Origin of the sequence: Pseudoclavibacter helvolus, from assembly GCF_014191305.1 — a bacterium.
GTDB classification, from domain to species: Bacteria; Actinomycetota; Actinomycetes; order Actinomycetales; family Microbacteriaceae; genus Pseudoclavibacter; species Pseudoclavibacter helvolus.
The window spans coordinates 330422-344411 of record NZ_JACHWJ010000003.1 but is presented as its reverse complement, the minus strand read 5'-3'; the positions used below and the strand labels follow the sequence as shown (position 1 = coordinate 344411).

General features: G+C 68.9%; 14 protein-coding genes and 2 pseudogenes. 7 read left to right on the top strand and 9 right to left on the bottom strand.

The genetic code is table 11. The features are described from left to right. Positions 1 to 7: 7 nt before the first annotated feature. The 3 genes and pseudogenes from FHX72_RS11305 to FHX72_RS19715 all read left to right on the top strand — a co-directional run. A pseudogene (locus tag FHX72_RS11305) lies at positions 8 to 1507 on the top strand (NAD-glutamate dehydrogenase); the annotation flags it as partial. A 56-nt stretch (positions 1508 to 1563) separates the two neighbouring features. Beyond that, a pseudogene (locus FHX72_RS19720) lies at positions 1564 to 3561 on the top strand (NAD-glutamate dehydrogenase domain-containing protein); the annotation flags it as partial. Further along, the gene (locus FHX72_RS19715; RefSeq protein WP_338110125.1) at positions 3559 to 4794 is read left to right on the top strand and encodes a hypothetical protein; all 1236 of its coding nucleotides are present in this window, start codon (positions 3559 to 3561) and stop codon (positions 4792 to 4794) included. The pseudogene FHX72_RS19720 and the gene FHX72_RS19715, both read left to right, overlap by 3 nt. 180 nt (positions 4795 to 4974) lie before the next feature. Here the strand turns inward: FHX72_RS19715 and FHX72_RS11295 are convergent, their stop codons facing one another. The 5 genes from FHX72_RS11295 to FHX72_RS11275 form a co-directional block, all read right to left on the bottom strand. Then, on the bottom strand, positions 4975 to 5724 hold the full coding sequence (locus FHX72_RS11295) for a GOLPH3/VPS74 family protein (protein ID WP_183625133.1): 750 nt from the start codon (positions 5722 to 5724) through the stop codon (positions 4975 to 4977). Positions 5725 to 5785: 61 nt separating this feature from the next. Further along, complete coding sequence (locus FHX72_RS11290) at positions 5786 to 6538, bottom strand: ABC transporter permease (RefSeq protein WP_183625131.1); 753 nt, start codon at positions 6536 to 6538, stop codon at positions 5786 to 5788. A 5-nt stretch (positions 6539 to 6543) separates the two neighbouring features. Further along, a complete protein-coding gene (locus FHX72_RS11285; protein ID WP_183625128.1) occupies positions 6544 to 7476 on the bottom strand; it encodes an ABC transporter ATP-binding protein in 933 nt (310 codons plus the stop codon). Between the two features lies 1 nt (position 7477). Further along, complete coding sequence (locus tag FHX72_RS11280; protein WP_068478028.1) at positions 7478 to 7783, bottom strand: winged helix-turn-helix domain-containing protein; 306 nt, start codon at positions 7781 to 7783, stop codon at positions 7478 to 7480. Continuing rightward, positions 7780 to 8490, bottom strand: a complete 711-nt coding sequence (locus tag FHX72_RS11275; RefSeq protein ID WP_183625126.1) for a hypothetical protein — start codon at positions 8488 to 8490, stop codon at positions 7780 to 7782. Before FHX72_RS11275 ends, FHX72_RS11280 begins: the two co-directional genes overlap by 4 nt. Positions 8491 to 8556: 66 nt before the next feature. Here FHX72_RS11275 and FHX72_RS11270 point away from each other — a divergent pair, with 66 nt between their 5' ends. Further along, the gene (locus FHX72_RS11270) at positions 8557 to 9393 is read left to right on the top strand and encodes an exodeoxyribonuclease III (protein ID WP_068478025.1); all 837 of its coding nucleotides are present in this window, start codon (positions 8557 to 8559) and stop codon (positions 9391 to 9393) included. A gap of 154 nt (positions 9394 to 9547) precedes the next feature. Here FHX72_RS11270 and FHX72_RS19015 read toward each other — a convergent pair whose 3' ends face one another. Next, positions 9548 to 9883: a TetR-like C-terminal domain-containing protein gene (locus tag FHX72_RS19015; protein ID WP_244964196.1), complete on the bottom strand. Its 336-nt coding sequence runs from the start codon at positions 9881 to 9883 to the stop codon at positions 9548 to 9550. Here FHX72_RS19015 and FHX72_RS19010 point away from each other — a divergent pair. Next, positions 9859 to 10386 carry an SDR family oxidoreductase gene (locus FHX72_RS19010; protein WP_244964195.1) on the top strand — a complete coding sequence of 176 codons (528 nt, stop codon included), beginning with the start codon at positions 9859 to 9861 and terminating at the stop codon, positions 10384 to 10386. The genes FHX72_RS19015 and FHX72_RS19010 overlap by 25 nt on opposite strands. A 25-nt stretch (positions 10387 to 10411) precedes the next feature. Here FHX72_RS19010 and FHX72_RS11260 read toward each other — a convergent pair whose 3' ends face one another. The 3 genes from FHX72_RS11260 to FHX72_RS11250 all read right to left on the bottom strand — a co-directional run bounded on the left by FHX72_RS11260 (position 10412) and on the right by FHX72_RS11250 (position 12375). Then, on the bottom strand, positions 10412 to 11131 hold the full coding sequence (locus tag FHX72_RS11260) for an NUDIX hydrolase (RefSeq protein ID WP_377603679.1): 720 nt from the start codon (positions 11129 to 11131) through the stop codon (positions 10412 to 10414). A 159-nt stretch (positions 11132 to 11290) separates the two neighbouring features. After that, on the bottom strand, positions 11291 to 11824 hold the full coding sequence (locus FHX72_RS11255) for a ferritin (protein WP_068478023.1): 534 nt from the start codon (positions 11822 to 11824) through the stop codon (positions 11291 to 11293). Then, the gene (locus FHX72_RS11250) at positions 11821 to 12375 is read right to left on the bottom strand and encodes a hypothetical protein (protein ID WP_183625120.1); all 555 of its coding nucleotides are present in this window, start codon (positions 12373 to 12375) and stop codon (positions 11821 to 11823) included. Before FHX72_RS11250 ends, FHX72_RS11255 begins: the two co-directional genes overlap by 4 nt. Before the next feature lie 92 nt (positions 12376 to 12467). On the opposite strand from FHX72_RS11250, the gene FHX72_RS11245 reads away from it, so the two are divergent. Both FHX72_RS11245 and FHX72_RS11240 read left to right on the top strand, forming a co-directional pair. Then, entirely contained in the window at positions 12468 to 13127 is a 660-nt protein-coding gene (locus tag FHX72_RS11245; RefSeq protein ID WP_183625118.1) for a helix-turn-helix domain-containing protein, read from the top strand. 54 nt (positions 13128 to 13181) lie between these two features. After that, the gene (locus tag FHX72_RS11240; RefSeq protein ID WP_183625116.1) at positions 13182 to 13901 is read left to right on the top strand and encodes a GOLPH3/VPS74 family protein; all 720 of its coding nucleotides are present in this window, start codon (positions 13182 to 13184) and stop codon (positions 13899 to 13901) included. The last annotated feature ends 89 nt before the right edge of the window (positions 13902 to 13990 follow it).

Below are 13990 nucleotides of genomic sequence, written 5' to 3'. Positions count from 1 at the left end.
GTAGGGAATGATCCACGGAACTGAATTCACTGGCCTGCGCGAGGTGCTCGACGACGTCGAGCCGAGCCTCAGGGCAGGCCTCGAGCGTCTGATCGACGACGTCGACGCTGACGACACCGCAACACGGGAACCGCGCGACATCGTGGGGGCGGCCGCCACGATGCGGAGGCTCGCGTCCCGCAGGCAAGAAGACGAGACCCTCGTCGCCGTGTTCACGCCGACGCTCAAGGAGGACGGCTGGAGCTCGCGGCGCACGATCGTCGACATCTGCACCTCGGACGCCCCATTCCTCGTCGACTCGGTGACGGCGGCGATCGCCAGACAGGGCCTGGCCGTCCATCTCCTCGCGCATCCAGTCGTCTCGGTGCGCCGCGACGAAGCCGGCGAGCTGCTCGAGATGCACACGCACGGCGGAACGCTCGAGTCGTGGATCCACCTCGAAGTCGACAGAGTCGCCACCGAGGAGGCGCGCGAAGAGCTGGCCGACCGGCTTCAGCACGTACTCGCCGACGTCCACTCCGCTGTTGCCGACTGGCGTCCGATGCGTCGTGCCTGCCTCGACCTCGTCACCGACCTGCGCACCGAGCCGCCCACGAGCGTCACGCAGGAGGAGATCGCCTCCGCCGTCGAGTTCCTGACCTGGCTCGCCGAAGACAACTTCACCTTCCTTGGCTACCGCGAGTACTCGCTGGAGACGGATGAGGAGGGCGAGGAGGTCCTGCGCCCGCTGCCACACACGGGGCTCGGCATCCTGCGCAGGCCATCGACGGTGAGCACCCGCCTCACCCCGGAGGCTCAGCGCACGGCACGCGAACCGCGGCTCCTCACCATCACGAAGGCCAACTCGCACGCCACCGTCCACCGCGACGTGTACCTCGACTACATCGGCATCCGCAGCTTCGACGAGGCAGGCAACGTCACCGGCGAGCTCCGCTTCCTCGGCATGTTCACCTCGGTCGCCTACGCCGCATCCGTGCTCACCCTGCCGATCGTCGGCGCCAAGGTGAGAGCCGTGCTCGGCGCGTCCGGCCACGCCCCAAACTCTCACTCAGGCAAGGACCTCCTCCAGACCCTCGAGCAGTACCCGCGCGACGAGCTCTTCCAGGACAGCGTCGAACACCTCCACGCCGTGGCCTCCGAGGTCAGCAGGCTTCGCGAACGGCGCCGCTACCGCATCTTCCTGCGCCGCGACGAGTTCGGCCGCTTCGCCTCCGCGCTCATCTACCTGCCGCGAGACCGCTACAACACCACGGTGCGCCTGCGCATCGAAGAACTGCTGCGCACGACGTTCGACGCGATCCAGGTCGACCACGCCACCCGCGTCGGAGAATCCCCCCTCGCCCAGCTGCACTTCGTCGTGCGAGCACCCAAGGGAACCCCGCTTCCCGAGGTCTCCGAGCAGGAGCTGCAGCCTCGCATCGAGCGCGCGATCCGCGGCTGGGACGAGGAGCTCGTGGATGGGCTGCACCGCATCTACGACGAGGAGCGTGCCGCGGAGATCCTCGGCCGGTACGCCTCGGCGTTCCCTGAGGGCTACAAGGAGAACATCCCCCGGAGGACGCGGTGCACGACATCGCGCTCCTCGAGCAGTTGGACGACACCACGGCCTTTGCTGTCCACCTCTACGCACCAGAACGGGACGAGCCTGGGAAGCGCTACTTCACGTTCGCCTCCCACGACGTGTACCCCATCACGAGGGTCCTCCCCGCGCTCACCGACCTCGGCGTCGATGTCGTCGACGAGCACCCGTACGTCATCACGCTGCCCGACGGCACGAACCTGCACATCTCCGACTTCGGGCTGACCGCGCCGAGCGCGGCGGTCTGGAACGACGCCGAGTGGGGCGCCGAGCTGGAGTCGGTGTTCACCGCCGTCTGGTCGGGTGAGTCGGAGACCGACCGTCTGAACTCGCTTGTGCTGCTCGGCGGGCTGCGCTGGCGCCAGATCGTGATCCTCCGCGCCATCAGCATGTACCTGCGCCAGATCGGCGCGACCTTCTCGGTCGAGTACATCGAGCAGGCGCTCATCGAGAACCCGCTGATCGCCGCCGACATCGTGCGGCTCTTCGAGGCGAAGTTCGACCCGGAGCTGACCGGCGATCGCGACGCCGAGCTTGTGAGCCTCACCGAGCGACTGCTCGCAGCGCTCGACGACGTCGCGAGCCTCGACCACGACCGCATCCTGCGCTCCATGATCGGCATCGTGGAAGCCACCTGGCGCACGAACTTCTACCAGGTGGATGAGGCGGGCAAGCCCAAGCACTGGGTCTCGATGAAGCTCGACTGCACGCGCGTGCCCGGGCTCCCGAAGCCGCATCCCATGGCCGAGATCTGGGTGTACTCACCCGAGGTCGAAGGCGTGCACCTGCGGTTCGGTCGGGTCGCGCGCGGTGGGCTGCGCTGGAGCGACCGCCGCGAGGACTTCCGCACCGAGGTGCTTGGCCTCGTGAAGGCGCAGATGGTGAAGAACGCCGTCATCGTGCCGACGGGCTCGAAGGGCGGCTTCTTCGCGAAGCAGCTGCCCGCCCCGAGCGACAGGGGTGCCTGGCTCGAGGGCGGCAAGTCCGCCTACCGCACCTTCATCCGCGCTCTCCTCGACATCACCGACAACCGCGACGGCACCGAGATCGTGCCGCCTGCGAACGTGGTTCGCCATGACGGCGAGGACCCGTACCTCGTGGTCGCTGCCGACAAGGGCACGGCGTCGTTCTCGGACATCGCCAACGGCATCTCCGAGGGCTACGACTTCTGGCTCGCGGATGCGTTCGCATCCGGCGGCTCTGCCGGTTACGACCACAAGGGCATGGGCATCACGGCCCGCGGCGCCTGGGAGTCGGTCAAGCGGCACTTCCGCGAGCTGGGCCACGACACGCAGACGCAGGACTTCACGGTCGTCGGCGTCGGTGACATGTCCGGCGATGTGTTTGGCAACGGCATGCTGCGCTCGGAGCACATCCGCCTCGTCGCGGCCTTCGACCACCGGCACGTGTTCATCGACCCGAACCCGGATGCTGCCGCGACGTTCGTGGAGCGGCAGCGGCTCTTCGACCTCCCCGGTTCCTCGTGGGACGACTTCGACCGCAGCGTCATGTCGGAGGGCGGCGGGGTCTTCCCGCTCACCCAGAAGTCGATTCCCGTGACGCCCCAGATGCGGGAGGCGCTCGGCCTCGACGCCGACGTGTAGCGCGTCACCCCGCTCGAGCTGAAGAAGGCCGTGCTCCTGGCCCCCGTCGACCTGCTCTGGAACGGCGCCATCGGCACCTACATCAAGGCCAGCGACGAGACGAGTGCGGAGATCGGCGACCGCGGCAACGACGCGATCCGCGTCGACGGCCGCGAGCTTCGGCTCCGGGTCGTCAGTGAGGGCGGCAACCTGGGCGTCAGCCAGCGTGGCCGCATCGAGGCCGCGCTCTCCGGCGTGAGCCTGAACACCGACGCCATCGACAACTCGGCGGGCGTCGGCACCTCCGACCGCGAGGTGAACATCAAGATCCTCCTCGGCGCCGTCGAACGCGACGGGCGCCTCGACCGCGAGGCACGCAACGAAGTGCTGCGCGCCATGACGGATGAGGTCGCAGCCCAGGTGCTGCGCGACAACTACGAGCAGAACGTGCTCCTCGGCAACTCGCGCTCGAACGCTGCGCAGATGCTGCCCTCGCACAAGCGCCTCATCACGTGGCTCGAGGAGCGCGACGAGCTCGACCGCGAGCTCGAGTTCCTACCGAGCAACGCCGAGATCAAGCGTCGAGTCGAGGAGGGGCGCGGGCTCACGAGGCCCGAGTTCTCCATGCTCGTCGCCTATGCGAAGCTCGCCCTCAAGAGCGACCTCGCCTCCACCGAGCTCGCCGACGACCCCTGGTTCGCGAACACGCTCGCTGCGTACTTCCCCGCCGAGGTACGGGAGCAGTACGGTGACGACCTGCACGCGCATCCACTGCGGCAGGAGATTGTCGTCAACGCCGTCGTGAACTCGATGGTCAACCGCGGCGGCATCACGTTCGCTTACCGGGCGGCCGACGAGACGGGCGCCACGAGCGAGGAGATCGCGAGGGCGTACGTCGCGGCCCGCGAGATCTTCGACCTGCGCGGGTTTGTCATCGAGATCGAGACGACCGACAACGTCGTCTCGACCTCCACACAGACCGAGCTGTACCTGGGCTTCCGCCGCCTGCTCGACCGCGCCACGCGCTGGTTCGTGCAGCACCGGCCAGACCGCATCGACATCGGCGAGGAAATCACCCGCTTCACCGAGCCGGTCGCCCAGTTCGCGACGCGGATCGGCGAACTGCAGCAGGGCGTCGAGCGCGAGCGCTTCGCAGAGCGCGTGAGCGAATTCGAGGCAGCGGGCGTCCCACACGCCCTCGCGCTGCGCGGTGCTGGCCTGCTCGAGCTCATGCCGCTGCTCGACATCATCGAGCGTGCCGGGAACGAGGGGTGGGACCTCGAGGAGTTCGCGGGCGTCTACTACTCGCTGTCGGCCCGCGTCAGCTTCGACGACATGCTCACGCGCGTCACGGCGCTGCCGCAGGACGACCGCTGGGGGTCCATGGCACGCGCCGCGATGCGCGACGACCTCTACGCAGTGATGGTCGAGCTCGCCGCATCCGTCATCTCGCAGACCGAGCCGACCGAACCGACCGAACCGGACGCGCGCGTCGACGCGTGGATCGCCGGGCTCGGCGTGACAGCTACCCGCGCGCTCGACGAGGCGTCGGATGCGGTGCACGCGGGCGAAGACACGGGCCTCGCCACGCTGTCGGTCGCGCTGCGCCGCCTCCGCTCGCTCGTGCGCTGACCCCGGCGGGCGGGCCGGGCGCATCTGCCCGGCCTCGACCCGCCGCCCGCTTGCTCGCCGCGCCCCAGCCCACCCGCCGCGAAAGTTGTGGCTGGTTGTTCTTGCCGTTGTTCGCAAGAGCAGCAAGCCACAACTCTGCGCGCCCTTGCGGGGCGGGGCGGGCAGTCGGAGCAGGCGTGCTCAGTCTCGGGTCGTGATGACGAGCGTCGAGACGGTCGCGAGCATGACGAGCTGCGCCTCGCGGATCATGGCGCCGAGCTCGCCGGCGACTGCGGCCGAGTCGACCAGCTCCTCCGCGCGCTTCGACATGGATGCACGATCGAGGTCGGGGAACACGCGCGGCAGCACCCGCACCGCGTGGAGCAGCGCGAGGGCCGCGGCGACCCGGTCGGCCTCACGCGGATCGGCGCCGCCCGTGAGCAGCGCTCGAGCCTCCGCCTGGATGGAGTCCTCGAGCTGCGCGTTCTCACCGCGCGGCCAGCGCTCCGAGAAGGTGCCGCCGAGGAACTTCTTCTCCTCGTGACCGAGCACCCCGGCGTCGACGAACTCCCCCGCGATGCCCTCCTTGAGCTTGGTCGCCTCCGACTTGGGTCCGCCGAAGCCGACGATGAGCTTCACCGCGGAGTCGGGCTTGCGGCCCACGGCTGTCTCGACAAGCGCCTCGAGGTTGGCGTCGGCACCCGCCGGGTCGAGCGGCTGGCCGACCGCGACGAACGTGCCGGGCTTGGCGTCAGCATCCACCCCCGACTCGGTCCCTGCTGAGCCCGCGATACGGAGCCTGCCGAGCATGATGAGCTCGATGAGGCCGGCCGCCGACAGCACCTGCGCAAGCGCAGACCTGTCGACGAGCGGCCTCCCCGTCTCGTCGTCGAGAGCCAGTAGGAACACGGCCTGCGGCACGGTCACGGTCACTTCCCCTGTGGTGTCCATGACCTGACGCTAGGGAACCAGGCTGGGCAGGGCCTCTATCCGCAGCCGTCTGACCTCAGGCCTAGGAGAACTTGCGGCCCTCGTCGCGCTTGTAGAAGAAGACGGCGAGGAAGCCGAGAACGGCCGTCCAGGCGAGCAGCCCGAAGAGTGCCCACGTCGGGAACTCCCCGCCAGAGACCACCGCGATGACCACCTCTCGCGCCTGCCGCACGGGCAGCGCCTTCGAGGCCGCATCCAGCCAGCCGGGGAACATCATCGGCGGGAGGAAGAGGCCGCCGCCGAACGCGAGCAGGAACATGAGCACCTGCGTGATCGCGATCGCCGCCTTCGGGCCGGCCGTCGTGCCGACGATCGCGCCGATGAGCGCGGAGGGAATGGCCGTGAGCACCACCGCGACGAGGCCGAGCACCACCTGCAGGAGGGTCGGAGCGGCGGCCGTGAAGAGACCGCCGACAACGAGCAGCGGGATGATCGAGACGGTCGCCATCACTAGCGTCCCGATCACGAGCCCCGCGATGCGCGCCGACGGCTTCCCCGGCAACGTGCGAAGGTACGGCACCCAGGGCTTCGAGCGCTGCTCGGCGAGATCCAGGCCGAGACTGAAGAGCCCGTTTGTCATGAACGCGAACACGATCATCGAGGCGACCGCCTGCGTCGCGATTGTCGGATCCTGGGCGATCGCGCGCTGCGGCAGCACGAAGAAGCAGAACGCGAGCGTCGGGAAGACGAGCGACCCGATGATGGCGATGGGCACGCGCGCCGTCTCGATGAGCGAGTACTTCACGTGCGTGGCGATAAGTGCTGCAGTGGACATGGTCCTCAGCTCCTGTTCTGGGAGTTCTTGCCGAGTTGCGAGGCCTGGGGGTTCTGCGTCATCGCGAGGAAGGCCTCCTCCAGAGTCGCCCCGCGCACCGTCAGGTCGGCGAAGGGGACACCGGATGCGACGAGCGAGCGGATGAACGCGTCTGAGTCGCGCACGAGCGCGGTCACGAGCCCAGCATCCGCCGTCTCGGTCAGGGCATCCGGGTCGATGGTCAGGATGCGATCCGCATCCACTCCCCGCATCGTGACGCGCCTGCGGGAGACACTGCCGACAACCGACGCGAGACTGCCATCGGTGATGACGTTGCCGTGGTCGATGACCACGACCCGCTCGGCGAGCTGCTCGATCTCTTCGAGGTGGTGGCTCGTGACGATGACGGCACAGCCGGCGCGATGCTTGGCACGCAGGGCGTCCCACAGACTGCGGCGCGCGTCGACGTCGAGGCCGGTCGTGGGCTCGTCGAGCAGGACAAGTTCGGGGTCGCCGACAAACGCGAGCGCAACGGCGAGCCTGCGCTGCTGGCCACCCGAGAGTGAGCCGCACTGCTTCTTCAGCAGCGGGCCGAGGTCGAACGCATCCACCAGCCCACCCCGAGCGGCAGGCTTCGGGAAGTGCGCCGCAACGTAGTCGAGGACCTCCCCGACCTTGAGCGCCTCGGGCAGCGCGCTCGCCTGCGGCGTGGACCCGACGCGGGTTCGCCTGCGGACGTCGAGCGGGTCGCCGCCGAAGAGTCGCACGGTGCCGGTCGTCGGTGACCGAAGGCCGAGGAGCAGCGAGAGCAGCGTCGTCTTGCCCGCGCCGTTCGGGCCGAGGAGGCCGACGCACTCGCCGGCGGCGACGTCAAGCGAGACGCCGTCGAGCGCGACGTTGGGGCCGAACCGCTTAACGACGTTGTCAACCTCGACGATGGTGGTGGGCTGTGCGTTCATGTCATCCCCCGAGGAGTTTCAGAAGCGCCGTCCGGTAGCTGCGAAACGCAGCTCGCCCGGCGGGGCTGATGGTCAGATACGTGACGGGCTTGCGCCCGGCGAAGGCCTTGTCGATGACGACGTACCCGGCGTCCTCGAGCTTCGAGAGGTGCGTCGTGAGGTTGCCTGCCGTCATGTCGAGGAGGCTGCGCAGCTTCTGGAACGTCATCTCGTCGCCGTCGTCGAGACTCTCGGCGAGGGTCGTCATGATGCGGAGCCGGGCGGGCGCGTGGATGATCGGGTCGAGATCGGTGCTCGGGTCACTCATGCTCGCGCCCCGTCCCGGAGGCTCGGTTCGCTCGAGATGGCACCAGTACGGAGCAAGACGATGAACGTGATGAAGATGAGCGGGCCAACCGTGCCGTAGACCAGGTAATGCGTCGGGGCTCCGAGCGCCGTGGCGACGACCGCCAACACAACGACCGCGACTCCAAGCGCGAACTGCGCACCCGAGCGCGACATCGCGGCGCCGGCCATGTAGAGCACACCGATCGTGATGACGAAGATGCCAGGCATGAGCAGCGGCGCGAGGGCGGGGTTCTGCACCTGACGCAGGAGCGACGCGGCGAAGCAGTAGGCGCCCATCATCGAGATCGACCACGAGAAGCCGTAGAGCGTGCCCGCGGTGTTGCTGCGACCCCGCATCCCTCGCCCCATCGAGATACCGGAGACGACAGACACGATGATGCCGACCAGCATGAGCGCGCCGAAGATGCTGAAGGCCGTCGCGGTCGGGATGCGCAGGAGCGGGTTGGCGCCGCCGCCTTCAGCGCTCCAGAGCGCCAGGAAGCCGACGAACCAGGCGACCGCCCAGGTGCCGAGGAGGATGTAGAGCGCCCGGTCGAGGCGGTTGCGCGTGGTGCGCTGCTGGCCCTGCATGAGGGCGAGCATCTCGCTTGGGGCGAGGGCCGCCTCGCTGTCCTGCGCCTGTGCAGGCGTGGCGTCGGCGGGGCGAGAGCGTCCGTTGGTGTCCATACAAACTAGTATGCGTTACAAACTGGTTTGCGTCAAGCGAACTGTCTGGGAGATAGCCTGGACGCCATGCGCATCGCCACCTGGAACGTCAACTCCATCCGGGCCCGCTCGGGCCGAGTCATCGACTGGATGGTGCGCGCCGACATCGACGTGCTCGCGATGCAGGAGATCAAGTGCAAGCCCGAGCAGTTCCCCCGCGAGGTCTTCGAGGAGGCCGGCTACGAGCTCGAGATCCACGGCCTCAGCCAGTGGAACGGCGTCGCCTTCGCGAGCCGCCTCCCCATGAGCGACCCCGAGATCACGTTCGCCGACATGCCCGGCTTCGGCAAGGTCACCCCTGAGGGCACACTCCCCCTCGAGGCCCGCGCGCTCGGCGTCACCGTCGAAGACGTGCGCCTGTGGTCGCTCTACGTGCCGAACGGCCGCGAGCTCACGAACGACCACTACCCGTACAAGCTCGCGTGGCTCAAGGCGCTGCTCGCCGACATGCGCACGTGGCAGCAGAAGCATCCAGACACCCCGCTCGCCCTCATGGGCGACTTCAACATCGCGCCGCTCGACATCGACGTGTGGGACCTCGCCGCGTTTGTCGACTCGACCCACGTCTCGGCGCCGGAGCGCGCCGCCTTCGAGGCGTTCCTCGAGGCCGGCTTCGTCGACACCGTGCGCTCGCGCGGCGTCGAGGGCTACACCTACTGGGACTACAAGTCGCTCCGCTTCCCCCGCAACGAGGGTATGCGCATCGACTTCATCCTCGGCAACCAGGAGTTCGACGACCTCGTCGTGGATGCATCCATTGAGCGCGACGAGCGCAAGGGCGACGGCCCGAGCGACCATGTGCCCGTCGTCGTGGAGCTCGACCTCGAGACCTCCCTCGACGATGACCGCCCCATGATCTTCTAGGTCACGTCAGCCCGCCCACCGCTGCCCGCTGCCCGCCGCTGCCCACTGCCGGCTGCCCGCCGGCTGCCCGCCGCCGGCTGAGTCTCGGGATGGGTTCCTCACCTCGGGATGGCTTGCAACCCATCCGGAGACGAGAAAGCCATCCCGAGACCACTCAGGCTCTGCCCCGGTAGTCGGCCGAGGCCGCCCCGTAGAGCGTGTTCGCCACGAGTGCCACCGCGAATTCCTCGTCGAGCGGCGCATCCGGCACCAGGAGCCGGTTGTAGCAGGCTCCCCAGAGCTGGTCGACAAGCAGCTGGAGGTCGACGTCGGCCCGCAGCTGCCCACGCTCCGCCGCCTTGCGAAAGTAGTCGACGGCGAGCGTCCGCCGCGGCCGGGTGTAGCGCTCGGAGACCGCCGCGGCGAGGTCAGTGTCGGACTGGGCGGCGCCGACTCCGTCGGCGCGATGTCGCCGACGAGACGGCGATGTCCTCCCTCTTCGAGACCGCAACTGAGCACTTCGGCGGCGTCGACGTCGTCGTCCACACAGCGGGCATCATGCCACTCGCCCCCATCGCCGAGATGGAGCTGGAGACCTTCGACCGCATCCAGCGCGTCAGCGTTCGAGGCACCTTCGTCGTCGACCAGCTCGCGGCCCGCACGGTGCGACCAGGGGGCGCGATCATCAACTTCTCGACGTCGATCACCCGCCTGCAGATGCCGAGCTACGGCGCCTACGCGGCGTCGAAGGCCGCCGTCGAGTCGCTGGCGCTGATCCTCGCCCGCGAGTTGCGCGGCCGAGACATCACCGTCAACACCGTCGCGCCCGGCCCGACAGCCACCCCTCTCTTTTTCGAGGGCAAGCCGCAGCGCGTCATCGATCACATCGCCTCGCTGAGCCCCATGGAGAGGCTCGGCAGCCCGGACGACATCGCCGAGGTCACCGCGTTCCTCGCCGGCCCGGGCCGCTGGGTCAACGGCCAGACCATCTACGCGAACGGCGGCACAGCCTGAGCAACCTCTGACCTCAGATCCTGAGCTACCCCTCAGGGAGCTCGAACTCCTGCGACTCGTCCCACGGCTCGGTCCAGCCGAGACGGTCGAAGATGCCGTCGAGCAGCATCGCCGTGAAGCCCCACACGAGGTGCTCGCCGCTGTCGTTCCTGACCATGAAGCCGGGGCCGCGCCACTCCTCCCCGTCGCGCCGAAGCACCGTGATGCCGCGGTTCGCGGGGTTCAGGAGGTCGGCGACGGGCGCCCGGAACACGGCAGCCGACTCCGCCTCGTCCACGACTCCCACCTCTGACGCGCGCCGCCACCAGGCGAGCACGGGCGTCACGAGGTGCCGCGAGTATGTGAGCGGAACGGGCTCGAGCGGGCCGAGCACGTCGATACCGTCGGCGTCGAGCCCCGTCTCCTCGACAGCCTCCCGCAGCGCGGCGGCGATCACATCGCGGTCTTCCGGGTCGACACGACCGCCGGGGAACGCGACCTGCCCCGGATGCGAGCGCAGCGTCGAGGCGCGAGCGAGCAGCAGCACGTCGAGGTCTCGCGAGACGGCGCCGGCCTGCGCGTCCCGGTCGCTGGGCAGCGAGTCGAGCATCCCGAACAGGATGAGCACGGCCGCCGAGCGTGAGACGCGCACGATCCGCTCGTCGACGGGCGAGAGCGGCACGGCGGGCTCTCGCCCGGCAGCGACACGCTCGGCGAGCTCGGTCAGCTGCGCACGAGCGGCCTTCGTCGTCGATTCGGGATGCACCGCTTCAGGGTACGCGGGCCCGCGCCTTCGTTTCGGGATGGCTTCCACGCTTCGGGATGGCTTGCAAGCCATCCGCGTGCGTGGAAGCCATCCCGAGCCTGCGGGAGCGCGGTGCCGGCGAGCGTCAGCGGCGGCGGCGAGGGTGGTCGTGGTGAGCGCCTAGAGCGCGCCGCCGGCCGCGGCAGGAGCATCCGCGTCCTGACCGCCGTCACCGATCGTCTCGCGAGCGATGAAGTTCTCGATGTCGAACAGGTTGTCGCCTGCGCGCTTGGCGATCGTCACGAGCGTCGACATGGAGGCGACCTCCTCTACCTGCTCCTTGAGGAACCAGAGCATCGCCTGCTCACCGATGGCGTCACCCTCAGCGCGCGCCGCGCGGAACAGCGCCTCGATCTGCGAGGTCACCTCCTGCTCCTGCGCGAGGGCAAGCGCGATGGGCTCCACGACGTCGGCGAACTCGGTCTTCGGGGCCGCGACGCCGGGGATCGTGACGCCCAGGTCGCGGTCGAGGCGGTACTGCACGAGCATCATCGCGTGGTTCCGCTCTTCCACCGACTGCTGATAGAAGTGCGCAGCGAGCTGCGGGAGGTCGTGGTTGTCGAACCAGACGGCGATCGCAATGTACTGCTGCGATGCCGCGAACTCGTTGCCGATCTGGGTGGTCAGAAGCTCATTGAACGTAGGCGTAGTCACGCAGCCACGCTACTCCCCGAGGGTTTCGCGTGGCGGTCAAGTTTCGTCGCGGTGCGGATCGTCCAGAACGCCAGCGCCACGCCGGTCGCCAGTACGAACGGGAGGCACGCAAGCACGAAGGTGTCACCGATGATCGCGCCAGTACTCCCCCAGTACTTGGTCTGGTCGGCATCGACCCCGATGCCCGCGACAAGACTGTTCACGATGACGGCCACGCTCAGGGCGGCGCACGCGGATGCCGCCAGGACCGCGATCGACGCGACCCAGAGCAGCGACGGGCGAAGGCTGAGCGCGATGGCTCTCGTCACGTCGAGCGCCAGCCACACGCCGAGCGCAACCGCTGCGGCGATGCACGCGTACGCAACTGCGATGAGCGTGCCGGCGAGGCGAGCACCCTCGGTCGAGTCGCGGTCGACGCTGGAGCCGGCTGCCGCGCCCGGGAAGACGAGCAGCATGTACGCGAGGAAACCAGCGATGACCGCGAGGAGCCCGGCCCTCAGCGCGACGCGCCACAGCCAACCCCGTTTGGCGCCTCTCCTCGTTTTCCCCATGCTCGCAACGCTAGGGGCAGGCGCGCCAAGCACCAAACGGCGCGAGCGGGCTGGGCGTCGAAGCTAGGCTGGAACGAAACCTCGGAGGCTGCATGAGCGACGCACACGACCACGACGAGATCGGCGTGGGGTCCGTGCACCGCGAGATCGACCCGGCCACGGTCGGCCCGCAGCCGGGCGACCTCGAGCGCGCCATAGCCGCCCAGGTGCGCGCGTACCGGCTCGCCACCGGCATGTCCGTCGCCGAGATGGCCGACAAGGTCGGCATCTCGAAGGCCATGCTTTCGAAGATCGAGAACGCCCTCACCTCCTGCAGCCTCACCACCCTCGGCCGCCTCGCCCACGGCCTCGACGTGCCCGTCACCGCGCTCTTCCGCGGCGTCGACTCCGACCGCGAGGCCGTTTACGTGCCGGCAGGGCACGGCGCGCAGATCGTTCGCCGCGGCTCACGATCTGGCCACCTCTACGAGCTCCTCGGCGCACTCCGCGGCCAGCACAAGCGTATGGAAGCCGTACTCGTAACCCTCACCGAGGCGAGCGAAGTGTTTCCCCTCTTCCAGCATCCCGGCACCGAGCTGCTTTACATGCTCCAGGGCCGCATGGCCTACGGGCACGGGGATGCGCGCTACGAGATGGGGCCAGGCGACACCCTGCAGTTCGACGGCGAGGGGCCTCATGGGCCCGAGGAGCTCATCGAGCTGCCCGCCCGCTTCCTGTCCGTCACGGCCTACGGCGACCGCGCGGAGGGTTGAGGCTCGGGTGCTACCTTGGCGCGCACGACGACTCGAGCACCAGCCGGGGGACTCATGGAACAGCCCGACCGCATCCCGACCGCCGCCAGCACCGAACCGCAGCCGCTGCTCGCGGAAGACCTGCTGCTCCTGCTCTTCAGCCCAGAAGACGGGACCATCGGCGGCGAAGGAACGCTCTTCTACGTGCTCGGCGGCGCCGTGCTCACCGAGCTGGCGCTGAGCGACCAGGTGGCGATCGAGAAGGCCGGCTTGCGCGGCACCCTGGTTCTCTCCGTCGGGGAGACCCCGCCGGCCGACGAGATCCTTCGCACGGCGTGGGAGTACTCGAAGGACAAGCGCCGCGAAGTGCAGGGGATGCTCACCTCGATCGGGCCGAGCCTGCGCGGCCAACTGCTGGAGAGCCTCGTCGACCGCGGCGACCTGGAGCGCGAGAAGGGCAAGGCGTTTGGGTTCATCCCGACCACCACCCTCAGCGAAGGCGATACCGGTCGGCGCGCGGCGCTCATGAGCCGTGTCCAGGCCGTGCTCATCGACGGCGCAGAGCCCGACGCTCGCACGGCCGCCCTCGCCGCGCTCCTCTCGGCGAGCGGCGCCCTGCCCACCCTGCATCGGGAGATCCCCTGGGAAACTGACGTCATCAACCGCGCCAGGGCCCTCGAGGAGGGCGACTGGGGCGCCGCCGCGGCGAGCTCCGCCGTCGCGCGCACTATGAACGCGATCACCATCAACGCCGCAGTCGCGGCGAGCGTCGCCGCCAACGCGGCCAACAGCTAGGCCCCGCGGAAGGTCTCGCAGCGGTTTCGGGATGGCTTCCGCATCTCGGGATGGGTTGCAAGCCATCCCGAGATGCGGAAGCCATCCCG

Coding starts and splice junctions, on each gene's coding strand:
- FHX72_RS19715 (WP_338110125.1), top strand. CDS start 3,559: ATGACGGATGAGGTCGCAGCCCAGGTGCTGCGCGACAACTACGAGCAG.
- FHX72_RS11295 (WP_183625133.1), bottom strand. CDS start 5,724: ATGGACACCACAGGGGAAGTGACCGTGACCGTGCCGCAGGCCGTGTTC.
- FHX72_RS11290 (WP_183625131.1), bottom strand. CDS start 6,538: ATGTCCACTGCAGCACTTATCGCCACGCACGTGAAGTACTCGCTCATC.
- FHX72_RS11285 (WP_183625128.1), bottom strand. CDS start 7,476: ATGAACGCACAGCCCACCACCATCGTCGAGGTTGACAACGTCGTTAAG.
- FHX72_RS11280 (WP_068478028.1), bottom strand. CDS start 7,783: ATGAGTGACCCGAGCACCGATCTCGACCCGATCATCCACGCGCCCGCC.
- FHX72_RS11275 (WP_183625126.1), bottom strand. CDS start 8,490: ATGGACACCAACGGACGCTCTCGCCCCGCCGACGCCACGCCTGCACAG.
- FHX72_RS11270 (WP_068478025.1), top strand. CDS start 8,557: ATGCGCATCGCCACCTGGAACGTCAACTCCATCCGGGCCCGCTCGGGC.
- FHX72_RS19010 (WP_244964195.1), top strand. CDS start 9,859: ATGTCCTCCCTCTTCGAGACCGCAACTGAGCACTTCGGCGGCGTCGAC.
- FHX72_RS11250 (WP_183625120.1), bottom strand. CDS start 12,375: ATGGGGAAAACGAGGAGAGGCGCCAAACGGGGTTGGCTGTGGCGCGTC.
- FHX72_RS11245 (WP_183625118.1), top strand. CDS start 12,468: ATGAGCGACGCACACGACCACGACGAGATCGGCGTGGGGTCCGTGCAC.
- FHX72_RS11240 (WP_183625116.1), top strand. CDS start 13,182: ATGGAACAGCCCGACCGCATCCCGACCGCCGCCAGCACCGAACCGCAG.